The sequence below is a fragment of the Candidatus Avedoeria danica genome (assembly GCA_016703025.1).
Classification (GTDB): Bacteria; Chloroflexota; Anaerolineae; order Epilineales; family Epilineaceae; genus Avedoeria; species Avedoeria danica.
In genome coordinates, this window is sequence record JADJCV010000005.1 from 162931 (window position 1) to 177870 (window position 14940).

Genomic DNA, 14940 nt, shown 5'->3' on the forward strand with positions numbered 1-14940 from the left:
GGGTTTCCGCCGCAGAGACACCCCCGCCGCACGTCAGGCCTTGAGCCACCCCCCGCGCAGTCGCGACCGCCAGAGCTCCCACTCCGCCTGCGCCAGCGCGCGTCCGACCGGACGCGGATCCTGTTCGGCGTGGTGTTCGTCGAAATCACCCGGCAGCGCGCCGAGATCGAACAGGGCGACCTCGCGCCGTGCCCGATCGCCCATCCGCACCGCCATCACCGCCGCGCCGATCCCGGCGCTGACGTAGACCGCGCCCGGGAAGCGCCGGCCCCAACGGTCGCCGTACAGACCGTGGATGTAGCGGTGGCCGCCCAGCCCTGCCAGGAAGAGCTCGTTCATCCGCCCGACCGCCACCTGGCCGGAATGCGTGTGGCCCGACAGCACCAGGCTGACGCCGTGCTCCCATAGCGCGTCGGCTTCGTGCGGTACGTGGCTCAGGCCGATCGTCGGCAGGCCGGATGCGACGTCGCGCACCGCATGCTCGACATCGGCATGCCCCGTCCGGCCGTCGTCGACGCCCACGATCTGCAACCGCTGCCCGCCGATCTCGATGACGCGCGTCTCGTTGACCAACACGTCGACGCCGGCGCCTTCCAGCGCCCGCCGCACGGCCGGTGCGCCGCACCAATGGTCGTGGTTGCCGAGGACGCCGACCATCGGCGCCGCCACGCGGCGCAGCGCATCGTGCAGCTCGTCCAGGTGCTCCAAGCTGTGGCAGACGTAGTCGCCGGTCAGGAACACGAGGTCCGGCTCCGCCGCGTTGACCGCCTCGATCGCCGCCAGCTGTGCGGCGTGCGGCGTCACCGTCCCAACGTGCAGGTCCGTCAGGTGGGCGATGCGCAGCGGCCGATCCAGCGTTTCGGCCAGCGCCCGCGAGCCGGCGAAGCGGCGCACGGCGATCCGCTGGCCGATGCGGTCGAGGCGGCGGCGGCGCACGGCGCCCCATGGTTGTTCGCTCACGTCATTTCCTCGTCATCCAACGCCCGCAGGCGGGGCGATCACATGTGGGTTGCGGCAATCGGGAGTCGGAGTCGACCCGGACGCGGATGCCGCCCAGGGACGAGGATAGCGCCTTCGTGTTAGCGGCGCGTTACCGAACGAGCGCGGTTGCGTTAGCGCGAGGCGAGAATGTGCGCCGCGGTCGATCGGCGAAGCGGCAGGGAACCGGTCGAGCGTCACACGAACACCCACAACGGCGACAACACCGCCTCCGTCGCCCGGGCCGCCCACGGCCGCGCCAACGCCACCACGCTCCTGCAGGAGGTGCCGCCGGTCCCCGGCCTCGTGGAGGTGACCGACCTCGCGGAGGGATCCCGGACCTGAAGTTCGGAACGAACCCGGACGGCGCGCCGCGCTTCGTCCTGAAGGGCGGGCTGACTCTCTCGCGGATCGTCGGGTTGCCGGTGACGTTCGTCGCGGTCTCGCAGGGCTGGGGCCTTGACCTGTCCTCGTACCTGACGGGCGAAGCAGCGATCGCGGGCCTCTGGGCGATCTACTCGTCCGTCTCGAACATCGTCCGCAACGCGATCGTCGGGTCGGGCGGTGGGGGTGCGGAGGCGGTGGTCCGCGAGCTCGCCAAGCGGGGGACGTTACGCGGGCCGTAGTTCTCACGCGCTCCCGACGATGGGATGCACGCCCCCGGTCGGCTTCGGCTGGCCGGTGGCGGTTGGCGTGAGACCGGATGTCCCGGTCGACCGAGCAGATCCTGGGCTGTACCATCACGCCATCGAACGTCACTCGGTGAGGAGACTCGGCTATGGCGCCTTGGTTCTGGTATGCAGTTGTAGCGGCAGGGCTCTACGGCGCGCATCAGATCTTCACGCGGCTGGCGGCCGATCACATCGGCGACGGACTCGGAGGCTTCGTCGTCGAGGGCGTCGCCGCTCTCACGATTCTCGCGTACCTCGCCGGTCTGTGGATGACTGGACACTGGGAGCAGAAGTTCTCGGCGGTCGGCTTCCGGTACTCAGCCCTAACGGGCGTGTGTGTGGGTGCAGGCACCGTGGCGTTCTTCCTACTCTTCCAGAAGGGGGGTCCGCTCTCGGCCGTGCCCGCCATTCTGGCCGGCGGAGCGGCCATCATGGCGATTGCGGGCGTCGCGTTCTTCAACGAGACCTTGTCATGGGAGCGCGGGCTGGGAATCGCCCTTGCGATCGCGGGACTCTTCCTGCTCCGAAAGTAGTGCAGATGGCTGCGCTCCCCACCGCCGACAGGGTTGTCATGGAGCGACCACGGGACGCGAGGCCACGTCAGGCTTCGGCCGGCGGGGGCTCGTTGTCGCGCTCGACGCTACGACGAGCGGGGTCGGTGGCACACGCATGCCGTCTCTCGTCCTTGGAGTGGAGGGGGGCATATCTTACGATTGCACCGTGCCTCGGCCGCGCTGACGACGTCAGGAGCTAGCCCATGATACGCATGCCGCGGACTGGTCATGGCTTGCTCGTGCTGCTCGCAGCCCTAGCAGTGAGTGGCGTCCGTACCGCTGCAAGGGTGCGAGCACAGGAGGCCGGCAACATTCGCTCGGCGGAGGCCGTCGTCACAGACATCGTCGACCAAGGGGAGCGCGAGGCGGTCGGCGAAGCGATAGTCTTCCAGACCCTCCGGCTTCGGTACGTCGATGGTCCCCGCAGCGGCCAGACGGTGAACGTGACCACCCAGGATACCGCCAGCGCCGGCACCCGCCTCTACGCCGTTGGGGACCACGTGATGCTTGCTGAGCAAAGCGGCGTGCCCGCCGACGCCACGTACTTCATCGAGGACCGCGTTCGCCGCACGCCGTTGGCGGGCCTACTGGCCGTCTTCGTGGCAGTGGTCCTTGTCGTCGCCCGGCGGCGTGGGCTCGCCTCGCTGCTGTCCCTGGTCCTGTCCTTTGCCGCCATATTCCTCTTCATGCTACCTCTGATCGCGTCCGGCAACGACCCGATCGTGGTGGCGATCGTCACATCGCTGTTCATCATCCCGAGCACGTATTACCTGTCCCATGGGCTCAACCGGAAGACACACGCGGCGGTCGTCGGCACGCTGGTGGCGCTGCTCATCACTGGCTTACTGGCGGTGGTGGCCGTCGACGCCGCAGCCATCAGCGGCTATGCCTCCGAAGAGGCGTCGTACGTGCAAAACCTTCGGCCTGGGATTGTGAACATTCGCGGGCTCTTGCTGGCGAGCATCCTCATCGGGCTCTCGGGCATCCTGGACGACATCACGATCTCCCAGGCGGCGATTGTGGCGCAACTGCGCTCCGCGGCCGCCGACATGAGCGTGCGCGAGGTTTACGGCCGAGCGATGGACGTCGGGCGCGACCACATCGCCTCGCTGGTCAACACCCTGATCCTGGTCTACGCCAGCTCTGCCCTGCCGCTGTTGCTGCTGTTCCGTTACGGCGACGTGCCGTGGCGGGACGTCGTGAACTTCGAGGTGGTCGCCGAGGAGATCGTGCGTACGCTCGTCGCCAGCATCGGCCTCGTCCTCGCGGTCCCCGTGACAACCCTGATCGCCTGCCTCATGCTCCGCTCCGGCGACGCTGTCGATCAGGACCAACAACACGTCCACGTCCCAGGCCCACACAGCCACGTGGATTGAAGCGGAAGTGCCAACACCATCCCCGCGGCGCGCCTGTCAGGCCTCGGCCTGAGTCCGTTCCTTCTTCTCTCGCCCCTCGAACATCCGTTGGAACCATCCTCTCCCCATCCGCGCCCGCGCTGCCGCCGACGGCTCGCCCGGGTCGTCCCCGTTGAGCATCGTTCCGCAAGCCCGGCATTTCGGCAGCTTCAACGTCTCCTTCGATGTCACTTGGTCCGCCGGCACCAGACTCCGCTGCTTGGCCGTGTATCCCTTATGGCCACCTCGCGCCCGTCCCTATGACTTGCCGCGCCCTCGCAGCGGAACTCTTGTCCGGTCGCTCGACGGCGGCTTCGACGAGTTCCGCGAGTTCGTCCCCAATCGTGCCGCCAGCTCACTTTACTGCGCCTGCAGGTTCGCGCCGAGCGTCACCAATCCAGTGACTCGGGTCTCCAGCGCCGCGTTCGCCGCCCGCAACTCGCCGTTCTCGGCACGGAGTTGCTCCAGCTCGCGGCGCAGCCGGGCACCATCTGCTTCGCGTGCCCGCAGCTCAGACCGCGGCACGACCACCATGTTCCCGCTCATGCGGCCGACGGTACTTTTCAGGCGGCTTCTACGCAACCCCGCCCGTCAGCCGCTGACGACCCGGCCCGTGAACGGATACGGGCGGACTGCAGGCGGAGAGCGAGGTGGCGAGGAGTGTGGAGATCAGGGCGGTGGCAGTGCGGAGCACGCAACGTATCGGCATCTACTGTGCTCCACCTTCATATCGCTTTGCCGTTGCGAGCAGTCGATCTGCCAGTCCATAGATGTCGTCGAGCATATCGATCGCCACCTTCTGCTCCTGCGCCTTGCCGGTCTCGTCCGTGACATCGAAAAGGGAAACGGCCTTCTTTGCCCGGTTGAACCACAGTCGGCACAGCGGCTTTCGGTTGTTGTTGTCAAGAAGGATCCCGCAGTAGGTGTTTTGGTCCCTCATGACGACACGGCTCGGTGCAACTGCGTTGCGGACGATAGACTTGATGATGAGGTACGCCTCGATCTCCTCGACGGTTGTGACATCCTCGGCGGCCGCGGCCTCACCTGGCGATTCAACGGCCGGGGCTGCGGAGCTGCCCACCGTCGCCGGCGCTATCGGAGCATCGCCTGGCTCACGGGTCAGGGCGGTGCGGAGCCGTTCGTTCACCTGATCCGAGATGAACTGCTGGAGGGCGCGCTGGATCATTGGCAGGAACTGATCGCGCACTTTCTGGGTGATGACCTTGCCTTGGTACACCTCCACCGTCAGCATCTTGGCGAAGTCCTCCCCTGGGGAGGCGAACTGGGCGGCGAGGAAGCGGCGCAGCTGGCGGTTGTACTTCATCTCGGCCGCGAAGCCCATGATCTCGGCCTCGGCAAACTGCCCCTTGGCGAAGCGACGCAGCTCCCCCATTGGAGCGTCATCTACGTTCTGCATGTCGACGATCATGAACGGCTTGCGGTCCATGACATTCTTGTCATCGAGGTCCGAGTAGAACTCGTAGAGCAGACCGTTGGTCAATACACCGACTCGGACCCGCTTCGCAGTGAAGTAGCGGAACAGCTGAGAGTGATGCGGATCTCCGAGCGACGCACCAACGGGCTTACACTCGAAGAGGATGATCGGCTGACCATCCTGCATGATGGCGTAGTCGGCACGCTCAGCCTTGATGCCCGGAACGTCGGCGTGATACTCCGGGACCACCTCTGTCGGGTCCGTGAAGTCATAGCCGAGCGCGCGGATGAAGGGCAGCACGAGCGACGTCTTCGTCGCTTCTTCGGTACTGAGATGCTCGCGCAATTTCGGGATGCGCGCCGAGATTGCCTGGAGCTGCTCAACGATGTCCACTTCCATGCCTTTCCTGATGTTGTGTGGGGAAGGCGGCGAGCCCCGGGCAGCGCTCGGAGGTCCAGCCGGTGGCACGAGCGCCGACCGCAGGGTCCGTACCCGCGCGCCGCATTCCTGCACGACGACGAACCCTGCCGAGTGGCACCCACCGGCGCGGGGCGGAGGCCCCGTGCGCGCCGCTGGTCCGCTCCGCCCCTGCGGATGCGAGGCCGGCGAGCGTTCTACTCGATCTTGCTCCATGTGCCGCAGCGCTGCGACGAGAACCCGGCGTCGCTGGCGGCGATATCCACGATCGCCTGTCCCTCCGTGTTCTCGTTGGCGATGATCGCATCGAACTCGCCGCGGAAGTTGGCGAGGCGGACGTAGTAGCACGCGCCACCGCCCTCGTTGCGGTATCGCCCCGGCTGGATGTCACGGCCGACCCAGTACGTCCCCGGCCCGAACGTCGTCGCGTTCTCGCCCCCCGTGCCAGGGTCCATCGTCCATCGGCCGCAACGCTCCGACTTGAACGCCTCATCGCTCTCGAGAATCTCAACGATCGTCGGGCCGTCGGGGTTGTCGTTGGCGATGATGTCGTCGAACTCCCCGCTGACGCCGCTGAGGCGCACGAAGTAGCACGAACCGCTCTCGTTGGAGGTGCGGTAGATGCCTGGCTGGATATCCGTGCCGACAAGGAGCGTGCCGTCATCGAAGCCGGGCGCCTCTGTAGGCATGGCGGCCCGCGTCTCGGCCGCGCTCGCCCGGCTCGTCGCGGCCGTGTCGGCCTCGGCGGTCTTCCGGCTGGCGGCGACCGCAGGGTCAACGGTGGGGCCGACAGTGCGAACCTTCGTGGCGTACGGCGTGCTCGCCGTTGGCTCGTCGTCGTCGCCCATATTCGCGATGATGCCGCACAAGAACAAGAGCACGACGGCACCGCCCGCCCAATGCCACCACGGGCGCTTGTGTTTCTCGACGACGGGCTCAGTGCTCACGGTGCAGGCTCCTTGTTTATCGTTGGTAAGTCGATCGGCGCGGCATTAAACAGAGGGGTGAAGTGTGATGCAAGCGACAGACTGGCTGAAGGTGGAATCGCCGCCAATGGTGAGATCCACGCCGCCGGGCGTCATGGCCCGGCGTGCAGTCCTCCGCAAGATTCGGCGCCGAGCTGGCGCCGGTCTCGACGCGCCCTCCTACGCCGAACTCTCGGACGAAACGCGACTCGGGCCGTCCTCGATCACGCGTCCTTGCCGCACGCTGATCAACGCGGGCCTGGTCGACCGCATCGAGTGCGCAGCTCGATCCGGTGTACCGGCAGCGGAAGCACAATGAACCTCACCGTTGCCGACCTCCGCCCGCCCCGCCTCAATGACGCCTGACGCGAACCGCTTTCAACTTCGGCGGATGGCCGCATCCGTGCGTGCAACAGAAGTGAATGTCATCGACATCACCCCAACGTCCCCTCACACAAACACCCACAACGGCGACAACACCGCCTCCGTCGCCCGCGCCGCCCACGGCCGCGCCCGCCACTCCCCCAACGTCAACTCACGCGCATTCGCCAGATCACGTTCGAAGAGCTGCACCATCTGGACGCCGAGGTCGGCGTCGAAGACCTCGACGTTGATCTCATAGTTCCCGGCCAGGCTCAGCCGGTCCATGTTCGCCGTGCCGATCATCGTCCAGAGGCCGTCGATGACGGCCGTCTTGGCGTGGATCATCGCGCCCTGGTAGAGGAACAGCTTGATGCCGCTGCGGAGGCACTCGTCGTACAGGTGGCGCGAGAGCCAGTCGGCCAGGAGGTGGTTCGACTCCCATGGCACGAGGACGCGAACGTCGACGCCGCGCGCCGCGGCGCGCTTGAGAGCGGCCAGGATGGCCGGGTCGGGGATGAAGTAGGCATGCGTCATCTCGATCGAGCGGTGCGCGTGCTCGATCGCCTCGACGTAGATCGATCGGATCGGGAACAGGAGCTTGCGCGGCTCGTTGCGGTGGACGCGCACGAACGGCGACCACGGCCGCTGCCCCAGCGGCGGCCGTGGCTGGTTGGGCTCGGCACAGCTGTGCCAGAAGTCGGCGAACGCATACGCCAGGTCGAGCGACTCGCCGCCCTCGATCCGCACGTGCGTGTCGCGCCAGACGTCGCGGTAGAGCGTCCCGATGTTGTAACCGCCCACGAATCCGACCTTGCGATCGACGACGAGGATCTTGCGGTGATCGCGCCCGTAGTTGCGCGGGTTGAACGCGAACCACCACTCCCGCCACGCCCGATAGCGCAGGACATGGATCGGCTCCGGCAGGTCGAAGAACGCGGCCGGGACCACGAGGTTCGCCAGCGTGTCGTAGATCACCCAGACCGCGACGCCCGCCTCGGCCCGCTCGATGAGCGCCGCGCGAAACGCCGAGCCGACCTCGTCGTCCTTCCAGATGAACGTCTCGAAGAGGACCTCCTCCGTCGCCCCCCGGATGGCCGCGAGCATCTCGTCGTACAGCGACGTCCCGTCCGCGTACACCGTGAGCCGGTTGTCCTGCACGGCTGCCGGCGCCATGTGCCATCCCGACGGCGGCAGCGACGGCAAGCGCTGCTTGCGCCGCCGCAACGAGACCGTCAGCATCGCGAACACCACAAGCTGCAGCGCGACGCCGACGAGCAAGATGTAGGAAATCAACGACCACATACCGCGATCCTGACTGCGGTCCCTCCCCCACCGCAAAGCATCCTCCCCCTCCCCCAGACTTGGGGGAGGGGGTCGGGGGGAGAGGGCCTTAGGCGGCGCGCACTAGCCTATCCGCCCGCCAATCATACCCGCTACACTTACCCCCTTCCCCGCCCGCCCCACGAACGCCCCTCCCACCCCCGGAGCCGCGACATGCCCGTCCCCTCCCACACCCCCGCCTTCCCCGACATCGACGCCGCCCGCCGCCAGCTCCGCTCCGCCGACTACGTCGCCACGACCGAGATCAGCACCGTCGTCTTCCTGGCCGAGGCGCTCGGCAAGCCGGTGCTGGCCGAGGGGCCGGCGGGTGTCGGCAAGACCGAACTCGCCAAGGCGTGGGCCACGGCGAGCGGGCGGCCGCTCATCCGGCTGCAGTGTTACGAGGGGCTCGACGAGAGCAAGGCGCTCTATGAGTGGGAGTACGCCAAGCAGATGCTCTACACCCAGCTCCTGCGCGACGGCCTGAAGGACGTCGTCGCCAACGCCTCCAGCCTGCGCGACGCCGCCGAGCGCCTGGCCGCCGAGGAGGATGTCTTCTTCTCCGAGCACTTTCTGCTCCCCCGCCCCCTCCTGCAGGCCCTCGTGTCCGACGAGCCCGTCGTCCTGCTCATCGACGAGATCGACCGCGCCGACGTCGAGTTCGAGGCCTTCCTGCTCGAGATCCTGTCCGACTTCCAGGCGAGCATCCCCGAAATCGGCACGGTCCGCGCCAAGCACCAGCCGATGGTCGTCCTGACGAGCAACAACACCCGTGAGCTGTCCGAAGCCCTCAAGCGTCGCTGCCTCTACCTCTTCGTCGACTACCCGAGCCTCGATGGCGAGCTCGAGGTCGTCCGGCTGCGCGTCCCCGGCCTCGACCGCGACCTCGCCCGCCAAGCCGTCTCGTTCGTCCAGGGCCTGCGCGACGTCGACCTGCGCAAGGCACCGAGCATCGCCGAGACGCTGGACTGGGCGCGCGCCTTGCTGTCCCTGAACGCCGAGCGAATCGACCGCAACACGCTCGACCAGACGCTGAACGTCCTCCTCAAGTACGAGGCCGATCTGCAGACCGCCCGCCGCCTGATGGGCCCGCTGACCCGCGGCATCGACGGCGGGCGCGACCGCGACGGCGGCGACCGCAGCACCGGCCGCGACGCCGACGGCACCTCGTCGACCCGCCGTCCCGGCGAACCCGACCGCCCCGACAGCGGTCGCCCCGATGGTGGTCGCCCCGGAGACGGCCGCCCGGCGAACGGCGGCGGCCGCTCGTCCAACCCGGGTCGCAAAGGCCGCGGCGGGCGCGACGACCGCGGCCAGGGGCGATCGGGCGGTGCGGGCAGCGCGGGCGACGACGACATCGATTGGCGATCTGGCGTCGATGGCGGCTGGGGGGGCGGGCGGCCGGGGCGGAACTGATGGAAGACCGATCCGTCGCGTTCGTCCGCGGCCTGCGCGCCGCGGGCGTGCGCACGAGCACGGCCGAGGCGCTCGACGCGCTGCGGGCGTTGCGTGCGGCGGGCATCGACGACCGCGACCGCGTTCGACTGGCGCTGCGCGCCGCGCTCGTGAAGTCGCATGCCGACTTCGAGGCGTTCGAAACGCTCTTCCCGCTCTACTTCGGCGGCGAGCCGCCCCTCGAGAACGCCCTCGACGACCTCGATCCGGACGACGAGCAGGCCGTGCGCGAAGCGCTGGAGGGGCTCAGCGACCGGCTGCGGCAGCTCCTCGAGCAGCTGATGAGCGGCCACGGCCCGTCGCGCGAACAGCTCGAGGCGATGGCGCGCCGCGCGGCCGAGACCGGCGCGAGCCCGTCCCAGACGCGCTACCTCACGCAGCGGATGCTGCGCGAGATGGGCTTCGGTGACATCGAGCGCTTGCTCGCGGAGCTGCAGGCCCAGCTCGAAGCCCGCGGCTTGTCGGACGAGACGATCGACGACCTCCTCGGCGTCGCACGCCGCAACAGCGAGCGCGTGGCGGACGAGGTCGCCCGGCAGATCGGCCTGGCGATCGCCCGCCGCCGGGCCGAGGCGCCGCGCTCCGACGACGGCGGGGTCGACGGACGGCTGATGGACAAATCGCTCCAATCGCTCTCGCCGCACGAAGCGGCGCAGCTGCGGCGCGAGGTGACACGCCTCGTCGCCCGCCTCCGCAGCCGCGCCGCCCTCCGGCAGCGGCGCGGGCGGACCGGTCGGCTCGACGCCCGCCGGACGATCCGCGCCAGCCTGCGCTACGGCGGCACGCCCGTCGAGCTGCGCTGGCGCAAGCGGCGCCTCAAGCCGAGCCTCGTCCTCATCTGCGATGTCTCGACGTCCATGCGCCCCGTGGCCGAGTTCATGTTGCGCCTGATCTACGAGCTCTCCGATCAGGTCGCCCGCGCCCGCAGCTTTGCGTTCAACGCCGACCTCGAGGAGATCAGCGTCGCGATGGGCGCCCAACGCGCCGGCGACGCCGTGGCCGAGGTCCTCTACGCGATCCCGCCCGGCTACTACGCCACCGACCTCGGCCGGAGCCTGCGCACGTTCCACCACCGCCACCTCGACGCGATCGACCGCCGCACGACGCTCATCGTCCTCGGCGACGGCCGCAACAACCACAACAACCCGCGCACGGAGCTGCTGGCCGCCCTCAAGCGCCGCAGTCGGCGCCTCGTCTGGCTGAACCCCGAGGCCCCCGGCCAGTGGGGCACGGACGACAGCGACATGCTGGCGTACGCGCCGGTGTGCGACGCGGTGTACCCGGTGCGCAACCTGCGGCAGCTGTCGGCGGCGGTGGATCGCCTCCTGACGGACACCTGATCGGGTAGAATTCGAACCATGTCGAGCACCGCCAGCCCCCGCATCTGCATCCTGAAGGCCGACGGCACGAACTGCGAGGTCGAGACGGCCACCGCCTTCGACCTCGTCGGCGCCCGCCCGGAGATCGTGCCGATGAACCGGCTGCGGTCCGGCGAGCGCCGCTTGGCGGACTATGACGTCCTCGTCGCGCCGGGCGGCTTCTCGTACGGTGACGACGTCGCGGCAGGCAAGGTGATGGCCGTCGAGCTCATGCAGCGCCTGGCCGACGACATGGCCGAGTTCGCCGCGGCCGCCAAGCCGATCATCGGCATCTGCAATGGCTTCCAAGTGCTCGTGCGCACCGGTCTCCTGCCGTTCAACCAGCCCGGCGTCATGTCGGCCACGCTGGCCCAGAACGCCGTCGGCCGCTTCGAATGCCGCTGGGTCGATCTCGTTGTCGAGGCGGCAACCGTCTCGCCGTTGGCCGACGCCCTGCCGCCGCACCTCCAGCTGCCCCTGGCCCACGCGGAAGGGCGCTTCTTCGCCGACGATGCCGTGCTCGCCCGGATCGAGGCCGACCACCAGGTCGTCCTCCGCTACGCCGACCGCGATGGCCGGCCGACCGCGGCGTACCCGGCGAACCCGAACGGCGCGCTCGGCGCGATCGCCGGCCTGTCCGATCCATCGGGCCGGATCTTCGGCCTCATGCCGCACCCCGAACGGTTCGTGCGCCGCTTCCACCACCCGGACTGGCGCCGCCGGCCGGTGGATGAGCGGCCGCACGGTTTGGCGTTCTTCGAGCGCATCGTGACGCTGGCGTAGCCCGTCATCCGGACGACGATCCGTTCGAACCCCTTCGGCAACCCTGTGGGCATTCCAGCCGCATCGACTGCGCCGTCCGCACGCATCGACGTGTCCGTGATCGGAGGCACCCCCGTGAAGCTCGTGTTCATCGTCCACCAGGACCAGGAAGCGCTCGATCGCTTCGTGCGTGCCGTGGCCAAGGAAGGGGTGGCCGGCGTCACGTTCTTCCCGTCGTCCGGCATCGGGCGGAAGCCCGAGCGCACCGCCGAGGAGTTCAAGTTCGGTTTCGGCACCGCGTTCGAGTCACGCTTCGCAAAGCACACGACGCTGTTCTCGATCGTGCCGAGCGAGCGGTTGGCGCGGCTGCTCGAGCTCATGCACGAACACCTGCCCGAGGTCGATCGGTCAGGCGGCGGTCTGTACGCGGTGTTGGATGTCGCCGAGGCCGGAGGCGTGTTGTGACGCCGGCCGCCGAGCTGCTCGCCGTGTTGGCCGTCATCATCCTGGGCGCCAAGCTCGGCGGGGCGCTCAGCATTCGACTTGGTCAACCGGCCGTGCTCGGCGAGATCCTCTTCGGCTTGCTCCTCGGCCCGACCGGCCTCGACCTCATGCACCGCGCCGTCGCCGGCCGCCCGATCTTCAGCCACGGTGAGGTCGTGGTCGAAGGCGTCCACCTGTTGGCGGAGCTGGGCGTCGTCCTGCTGATGTTCTTGGCGGGCCTCGAGACCGACCCGGCCGAGATGAAGCGGGTCGGCCTGCCGGCAACCGGCGCTGCGGTCGGCGGCGCGCTGCTGCCGTTCGCCGGCGGCTGGGCGGTGGGCACCGCGTTCGGCCTCGAACTCGGTCCGGCACTCTTCCTGGGGACGATCCTGTGTGCCACAAGCGTCTCGATCAGCGCCCAGACGCTCGTCGAGCTTGACGCGCTCGACAGCGACGAAGGCCGCGCGATCCTCGGGGCGGCCGTCATCGACGACGTCCTCGGCATCCTGTTGCTCAGCATCGTCGTCGGCGTGCTCGGCACCGGCGGGAACGACAGCTCGGTCCTCGGCCTGATCCTGCGCATGCTATTGTTCTTCATCGTGGCCGTCGCCGTCGGCCGTCCGGCTCGGCGCTTGGTGCGCCGCTTCGCGCGACAGCCGGTCAGCGAGGGTCTGCTGGCGGGCGCGCTGGTCATGACGTTCGCGTTCGGCTGGCTGGCCGAGGCGCTCGGTGGGGTGGCGGCCATCACCGGCGCGTTCATCGCCGGCGTGTTCCTCGGCCGCACCGAGATGGGGCACGAGATCGAGTCGCGGGTCAAGATCGCCGTCTATGGTCTGTTCCTGCCGATCTTCCTCGTCGATATCGGACTGCGGGCCGACGCGCGTGCCGCGTTGGGCGGCGCGCTGGGGCTTGCGGTCGCAGTGGTCGTCGTCGCCGTCGTGACGAAGTTCGCCGGCGCAGCGTTGGGAGCGCGCATCTCCGGCTTCGGCTGGCGATCGAGCGTGCGGGTGGGTGCAGGCATGGTCAGCCGTGGCGAGGTCGGGTTGATCATCGCCGGAGTCGGGCTGGCGCAGGGCGTCGTCAGCCAGAACGAATTCGCCGTGGCCGTGTTAATGGTCGTGGTGACGACGGTCGTGACGCCGCCGTTGCTGCGCGCAGCGTTCAGAGGGGCGCCCGCGGCGACTTGACGTGGCGTTCTGATCCGACAACGATTGCCCTGCGGCCGGTCTGCCGCGGGGGGAGCACGAACCGGCCGACCATCGGCCACAGGCAGGGGACTGACATGGCGTGGCCAACGATCATCCAAGGCGGCATGGGGGTCGCCATCTCCGACTGGCGCTTGGCGCGAACTGTCGCCATGGCCGGTCAGCTCGGTGTCGTGTCCGGCACCGGGATCGCACCGGTCATGATCCGGCGCTTGATGGACGGTGATCCGGACGGCGACACCCGGCGCGCGCTGGCGCACTTTCCGGACGCGGCGCTCGTCGAGCAGATCCTCGCCAAGTACTACTTGCCGGAGGGCCGCCCCGAGGGCATGTCGTACAAGACGATCGTTCCGTACAGCCTGAAGCCGTCGCCCTGGCTGGACGGTGTGACCGCGGCAGCCGGGTTCGTCGAGGTCTGGCTGGCCAAGGAAGGCCACGACGGGCTCGTCGGCGTCAACCTGCTCGAGAAGATCCAGCTCCCGCACTGCGCCACGTTGTACGGCGCGATGCTGGCCGGCGTCGACTACGTCCTCATGGGCGCCGGCCTGCCCGGTCAGATCCCCGGCATCCTCGACCGCCTGGCCACCCACAGCCCCGTCCGCTACCGCGTCGACGTCCAGGGCGCCTTGCCCGGCGAGGATTACGGCATCACGTTCGATCCGACCGCCGTGTTCCCCGGCTTGGCCGAACGCCTCGGCGGACTCAAGCGGCCGCACTTCCTGGCGATCATCAGCACCGAGGTCGTCGCCCAGGCGCTGCTCAAGCGGGCCGAGGGCGTGATCGACGGCTGGGTCGTCGAGTTCCCGATCGCCGGCGGCCACAATGCGCCGCCGCGCGGCCAGCTGAAGGTGGACGAGACCGGCGAGCCGATCTACGGCGAGCGCGACGAGCCCGACCTCGAGAAGTTGGCCTCCTTCGGCAAGCCGTACTGGCTGGCCGGCGGATTCGGCAGCCGCGAGGGGCTCGTCAGCGCGCGCGAACGCGGCGCCGTCGGCGTCCAGGTCGGCACCGCCTTCGCGCTGTGCGACGAGTCCGGCATGCGCCCCGACCTCAAGCAGAAGCTGCGCGAGATGGCGCTGGCCGGTGAGGCGCCGGTGCGCACGAGCGCCTTCGGTTCGCCCACAGGCTTCCCGTTCAAGGTGGCGACCGTCGAGGGCACGGTGGCCGAGCCCGAGGTGTACGCCGCCCGGCCCCGCCTGTGCGACATGGGGTTCCTCCGCCGCATCTATCGCCGCGACGACGGCCAGGTCGGGTACCGCTGCTCGGCGGAGCCGGTGGCCGACTACGTCCGCAAGGGCGGCGATGAAGCGCAGACCGAAGGCCGGCTCTGTCTCTGCAATCACCTGATGGCCACGGTCGGCGGCGGCCAGACACGCAAGGACGGCTATCACGAGCTGCCCATCGTCACGCTCGGCAACGACATCGCGTGCGTTCTGAACTACATGTCCGACAGCGACACGGGCTACAGCGCGCGCGCCGTCGTCGCGGGCATCCTGGGCGAAACGACATCGATGGCCCCGTCGATGCCGCGGGTGGCGGCGGTGGCCGAAGTCGCCAAACGGTGACCGACGGCACGGGCG

Annotated in this window: 16 protein-coding genes; 11 read left to right on the plus strand and 5 right to left on the minus strand. The window is 68.9% G+C overall.

Features of this window, described 5'->3' with window-relative positions; all coding sequences use genetic code 11:
• Positions 1 to 33 precede the first annotated feature (33 nt).
• Positions 34 to 900, minus strand: a complete 867-nt coding sequence (locus IPG72_15095; protein ID MBK6770302.1) for a metallophosphoesterase — start codon at positions 898 to 900, stop codon at positions 34 to 36.
• Between the two features lie 228 nt (positions 901 to 1128).
• Here IPG72_15095 and IPG72_15100 point away from each other — a divergent pair, with 228 nt between their 5' ends.
• From IPG72_15100 to IPG72_15115, 4 genes are all read left to right on the plus strand, one after another.
• Positions 1129 to 1323: a hypothetical protein gene (locus IPG72_15100; GenBank protein MBK6770303.1), complete on the plus strand. Its 195-nt coding sequence runs from the start codon at positions 1129 to 1131 to the stop codon at positions 1321 to 1323.
• Positions 1324 to 1397: 74 nt separating this feature from the next.
• Entirely contained in the window at positions 1398 to 1604 is a 207-nt protein-coding gene (locus tag IPG72_15105) for a hypothetical protein (GenBank protein MBK6770304.1), read from the plus strand.
• A gap of 152 nt (positions 1605 to 1756) precedes the next feature.
• Positions 1757 to 2182: a hypothetical protein gene (locus tag IPG72_15110; GenBank protein ID MBK6770305.1), complete on the plus strand. Its 426-nt coding sequence runs from the start codon at positions 1757 to 1759 to the stop codon at positions 2180 to 2182.
• A gap of 224 nt (positions 2183 to 2406) precedes the next feature.
• Positions 2407 to 3579 carry a YibE/F family protein gene (locus IPG72_15115; protein MBK6770306.1) on the plus strand — a complete coding sequence of 391 codons (1173 nt, stop codon included), beginning with the start codon at positions 2407 to 2409 and terminating at the stop codon, positions 3577 to 3579.
• A 378-nt stretch (positions 3580 to 3957) separates the two neighbouring features.
• On the opposite strand, the gene IPG72_15120 is transcribed toward IPG72_15115, so the two are convergent.
• From IPG72_15120 to IPG72_15130, 3 genes are all read right to left on the minus strand, one after another.
• Entirely contained in the window at positions 3958 to 4131 is a 174-nt protein-coding gene (locus tag IPG72_15120) for a hypothetical protein (GenBank protein MBK6770307.1), read from the minus strand.
• Between the two features lie 175 nt (positions 4132 to 4306).
• Entirely contained in the window at positions 4307 to 5431 is a 1125-nt protein-coding gene (locus IPG72_15125) for a type I restriction enzyme HsdR N-terminal domain-containing protein (protein ID MBK6770308.1), read from the minus strand.
• A 215-nt stretch (positions 5432 to 5646) separates the two neighbouring features.
• Entirely contained in the window at positions 5647 to 6396 is a 750-nt protein-coding gene (locus IPG72_15130; GenBank protein MBK6770309.1) for a hypothetical protein, read from the minus strand.
• Between the two features lie 67 nt (positions 6397 to 6463).
• On the opposite strand from IPG72_15130, the gene IPG72_15135 reads away from it, so the two are divergent.
• Positions 6464 to 6733, plus strand: coding sequence for a MarR family transcriptional regulator (locus IPG72_15135; protein ID MBK6770310.1), 270 nt, complete (start codon positions 6464 to 6466; stop codon positions 6731 to 6733).
• A gap of 131 nt (positions 6734 to 6864) precedes the next feature.
• Here the strand turns inward: IPG72_15135 and IPG72_15140 are convergent, their stop codons facing one another.
• Entirely contained in the window at positions 6865 to 8079 is a 1215-nt protein-coding gene (locus tag IPG72_15140) for a phosphatidylserine/phosphatidylglycerophosphate/cardiolipin synthase family protein (GenBank protein ID MBK6770311.1), read from the minus strand.
• A 192-nt stretch (positions 8080 to 8271) separates the two neighbouring features.
• On the opposite strand from IPG72_15140, the gene IPG72_15145 reads away from it, so the two are divergent.
• The 6 genes from IPG72_15145 to IPG72_15170 all read left to right on the plus strand — a co-directional run bounded on the left by IPG72_15145 (position 8272) and on the right by IPG72_15170 (position 14925).
• Positions 8272 to 9513: a MoxR family ATPase gene (locus tag IPG72_15145; protein MBK6770312.1), complete on the plus strand. Its 1242-nt coding sequence runs from the start codon at positions 8272 to 8274 to the stop codon at positions 9511 to 9513.
• Entirely contained in the window at positions 9513 to 10892 is a 1380-nt protein-coding gene (locus IPG72_15150; GenBank protein MBK6770313.1) for a VWA domain-containing protein, read from the plus strand. The genes IPG72_15145 and IPG72_15150 overlap by 1 nt, the downstream gene beginning before the upstream one ends.
• A gap of 18 nt (positions 10893 to 10910) precedes the next feature.
• Positions 10911 to 11693, plus strand: coding sequence for a phosphoribosylformylglycinamidine synthase I (gene purQ, locus IPG72_15155; GenBank protein ID MBK6770314.1), 783 nt, complete (start codon positions 10911 to 10913; stop codon positions 11691 to 11693).
• A 114-nt stretch (positions 11694 to 11807) separates the two neighbouring features.
• Positions 11808 to 12137: a hypothetical protein gene (locus IPG72_15160; GenBank protein MBK6770315.1), complete on the plus strand. Its 330-nt coding sequence runs from the start codon at positions 11808 to 11810 to the stop codon at positions 12135 to 12137.
• Entirely contained in the window at positions 12134 to 13342 is a 1209-nt protein-coding gene (locus IPG72_15165; protein MBK6770316.1) for a cation:proton antiporter, read from the plus strand. The genes IPG72_15160 and IPG72_15165 overlap by 4 nt, the downstream gene beginning before the upstream one ends.
• Positions 13343 to 13467: 125 nt before the next feature.
• Positions 13468 to 14925: a nitronate monooxygenase gene (locus tag IPG72_15170; protein ID MBK6770317.1), complete on the plus strand. Its 1458-nt coding sequence runs from the start codon at positions 13468 to 13470 to the stop codon at positions 14923 to 14925.
• Positions 14926 to 14940 lie beyond the last annotated feature (15 nt).

Bases quoted from the DNA above. Each gene is read 5' to 3' on its own strand.
- IPG72_15140 (MBK6770311.1), bottom strand. From the start codon at position 8,079: ATGTGGTCGTTGATTTCCTACATCTTGCTCGTCGGCGTCGCGCTGCAG.
- IPG72_15170 (MBK6770317.1), top strand. From the start codon at position 13,468: ATGGGGGTCGCCATCTCCGACTGGCGCTTGGCGCGAACTGTCGCCATG.
- IPG72_15145 (MBK6770312.1), top strand. From the start codon at position 8,272: ATGCCCGTCCCCTCCCACACCCCCGCCTTCCCCGACATCGACGCCGCC.
- IPG72_15125 (MBK6770308.1), bottom strand. From the start codon at position 5,431: ATGGAAGTGGACATCGTTGAGCAGCTCCAGGCAATCTCGGCGCGCATC.
- IPG72_15135 (MBK6770310.1), top strand. From the start codon at position 6,464: ATGCAAGCGACAGACTGGCTGAAGGTGGAATCGCCGCCAATGGTGAGA.
- IPG72_15115 (MBK6770306.1), top strand. From the start codon at position 2,407: ATGATACGCATGCCGCGGACTGGTCATGGCTTGCTCGTGCTGCTCGCA.
- IPG72_15110 (MBK6770305.1), top strand. From the start codon at position 1,757: ATGGCGCCTTGGTTCTGGTATGCAGTTGTAGCGGCAGGGCTCTACGGC.
- IPG72_15100 (MBK6770303.1), top strand. From the start codon at position 1,129: ATGTGCGCCGCGGTCGATCGGCGAAGCGGCAGGGAACCGGTCGAGCGT.
- IPG72_15120 (MBK6770307.1), bottom strand. From the start codon at position 4,131: ATGGTGGTCGTGCCGCGGTCTGAGCTGCGGGCACGCGAAGCAGATGGT.
- purQ (MBK6770314.1), top strand. From the start codon at position 10,911: ATGTCGAGCACCGCCAGCCCCCGCATCTGCATCCTGAAGGCCGACGGC.
- IPG72_15150 (MBK6770313.1), top strand. From the start codon at position 9,513: ATGGAAGACCGATCCGTCGCGTTCGTCCGCGGCCTGCGCGCCGCGGGC.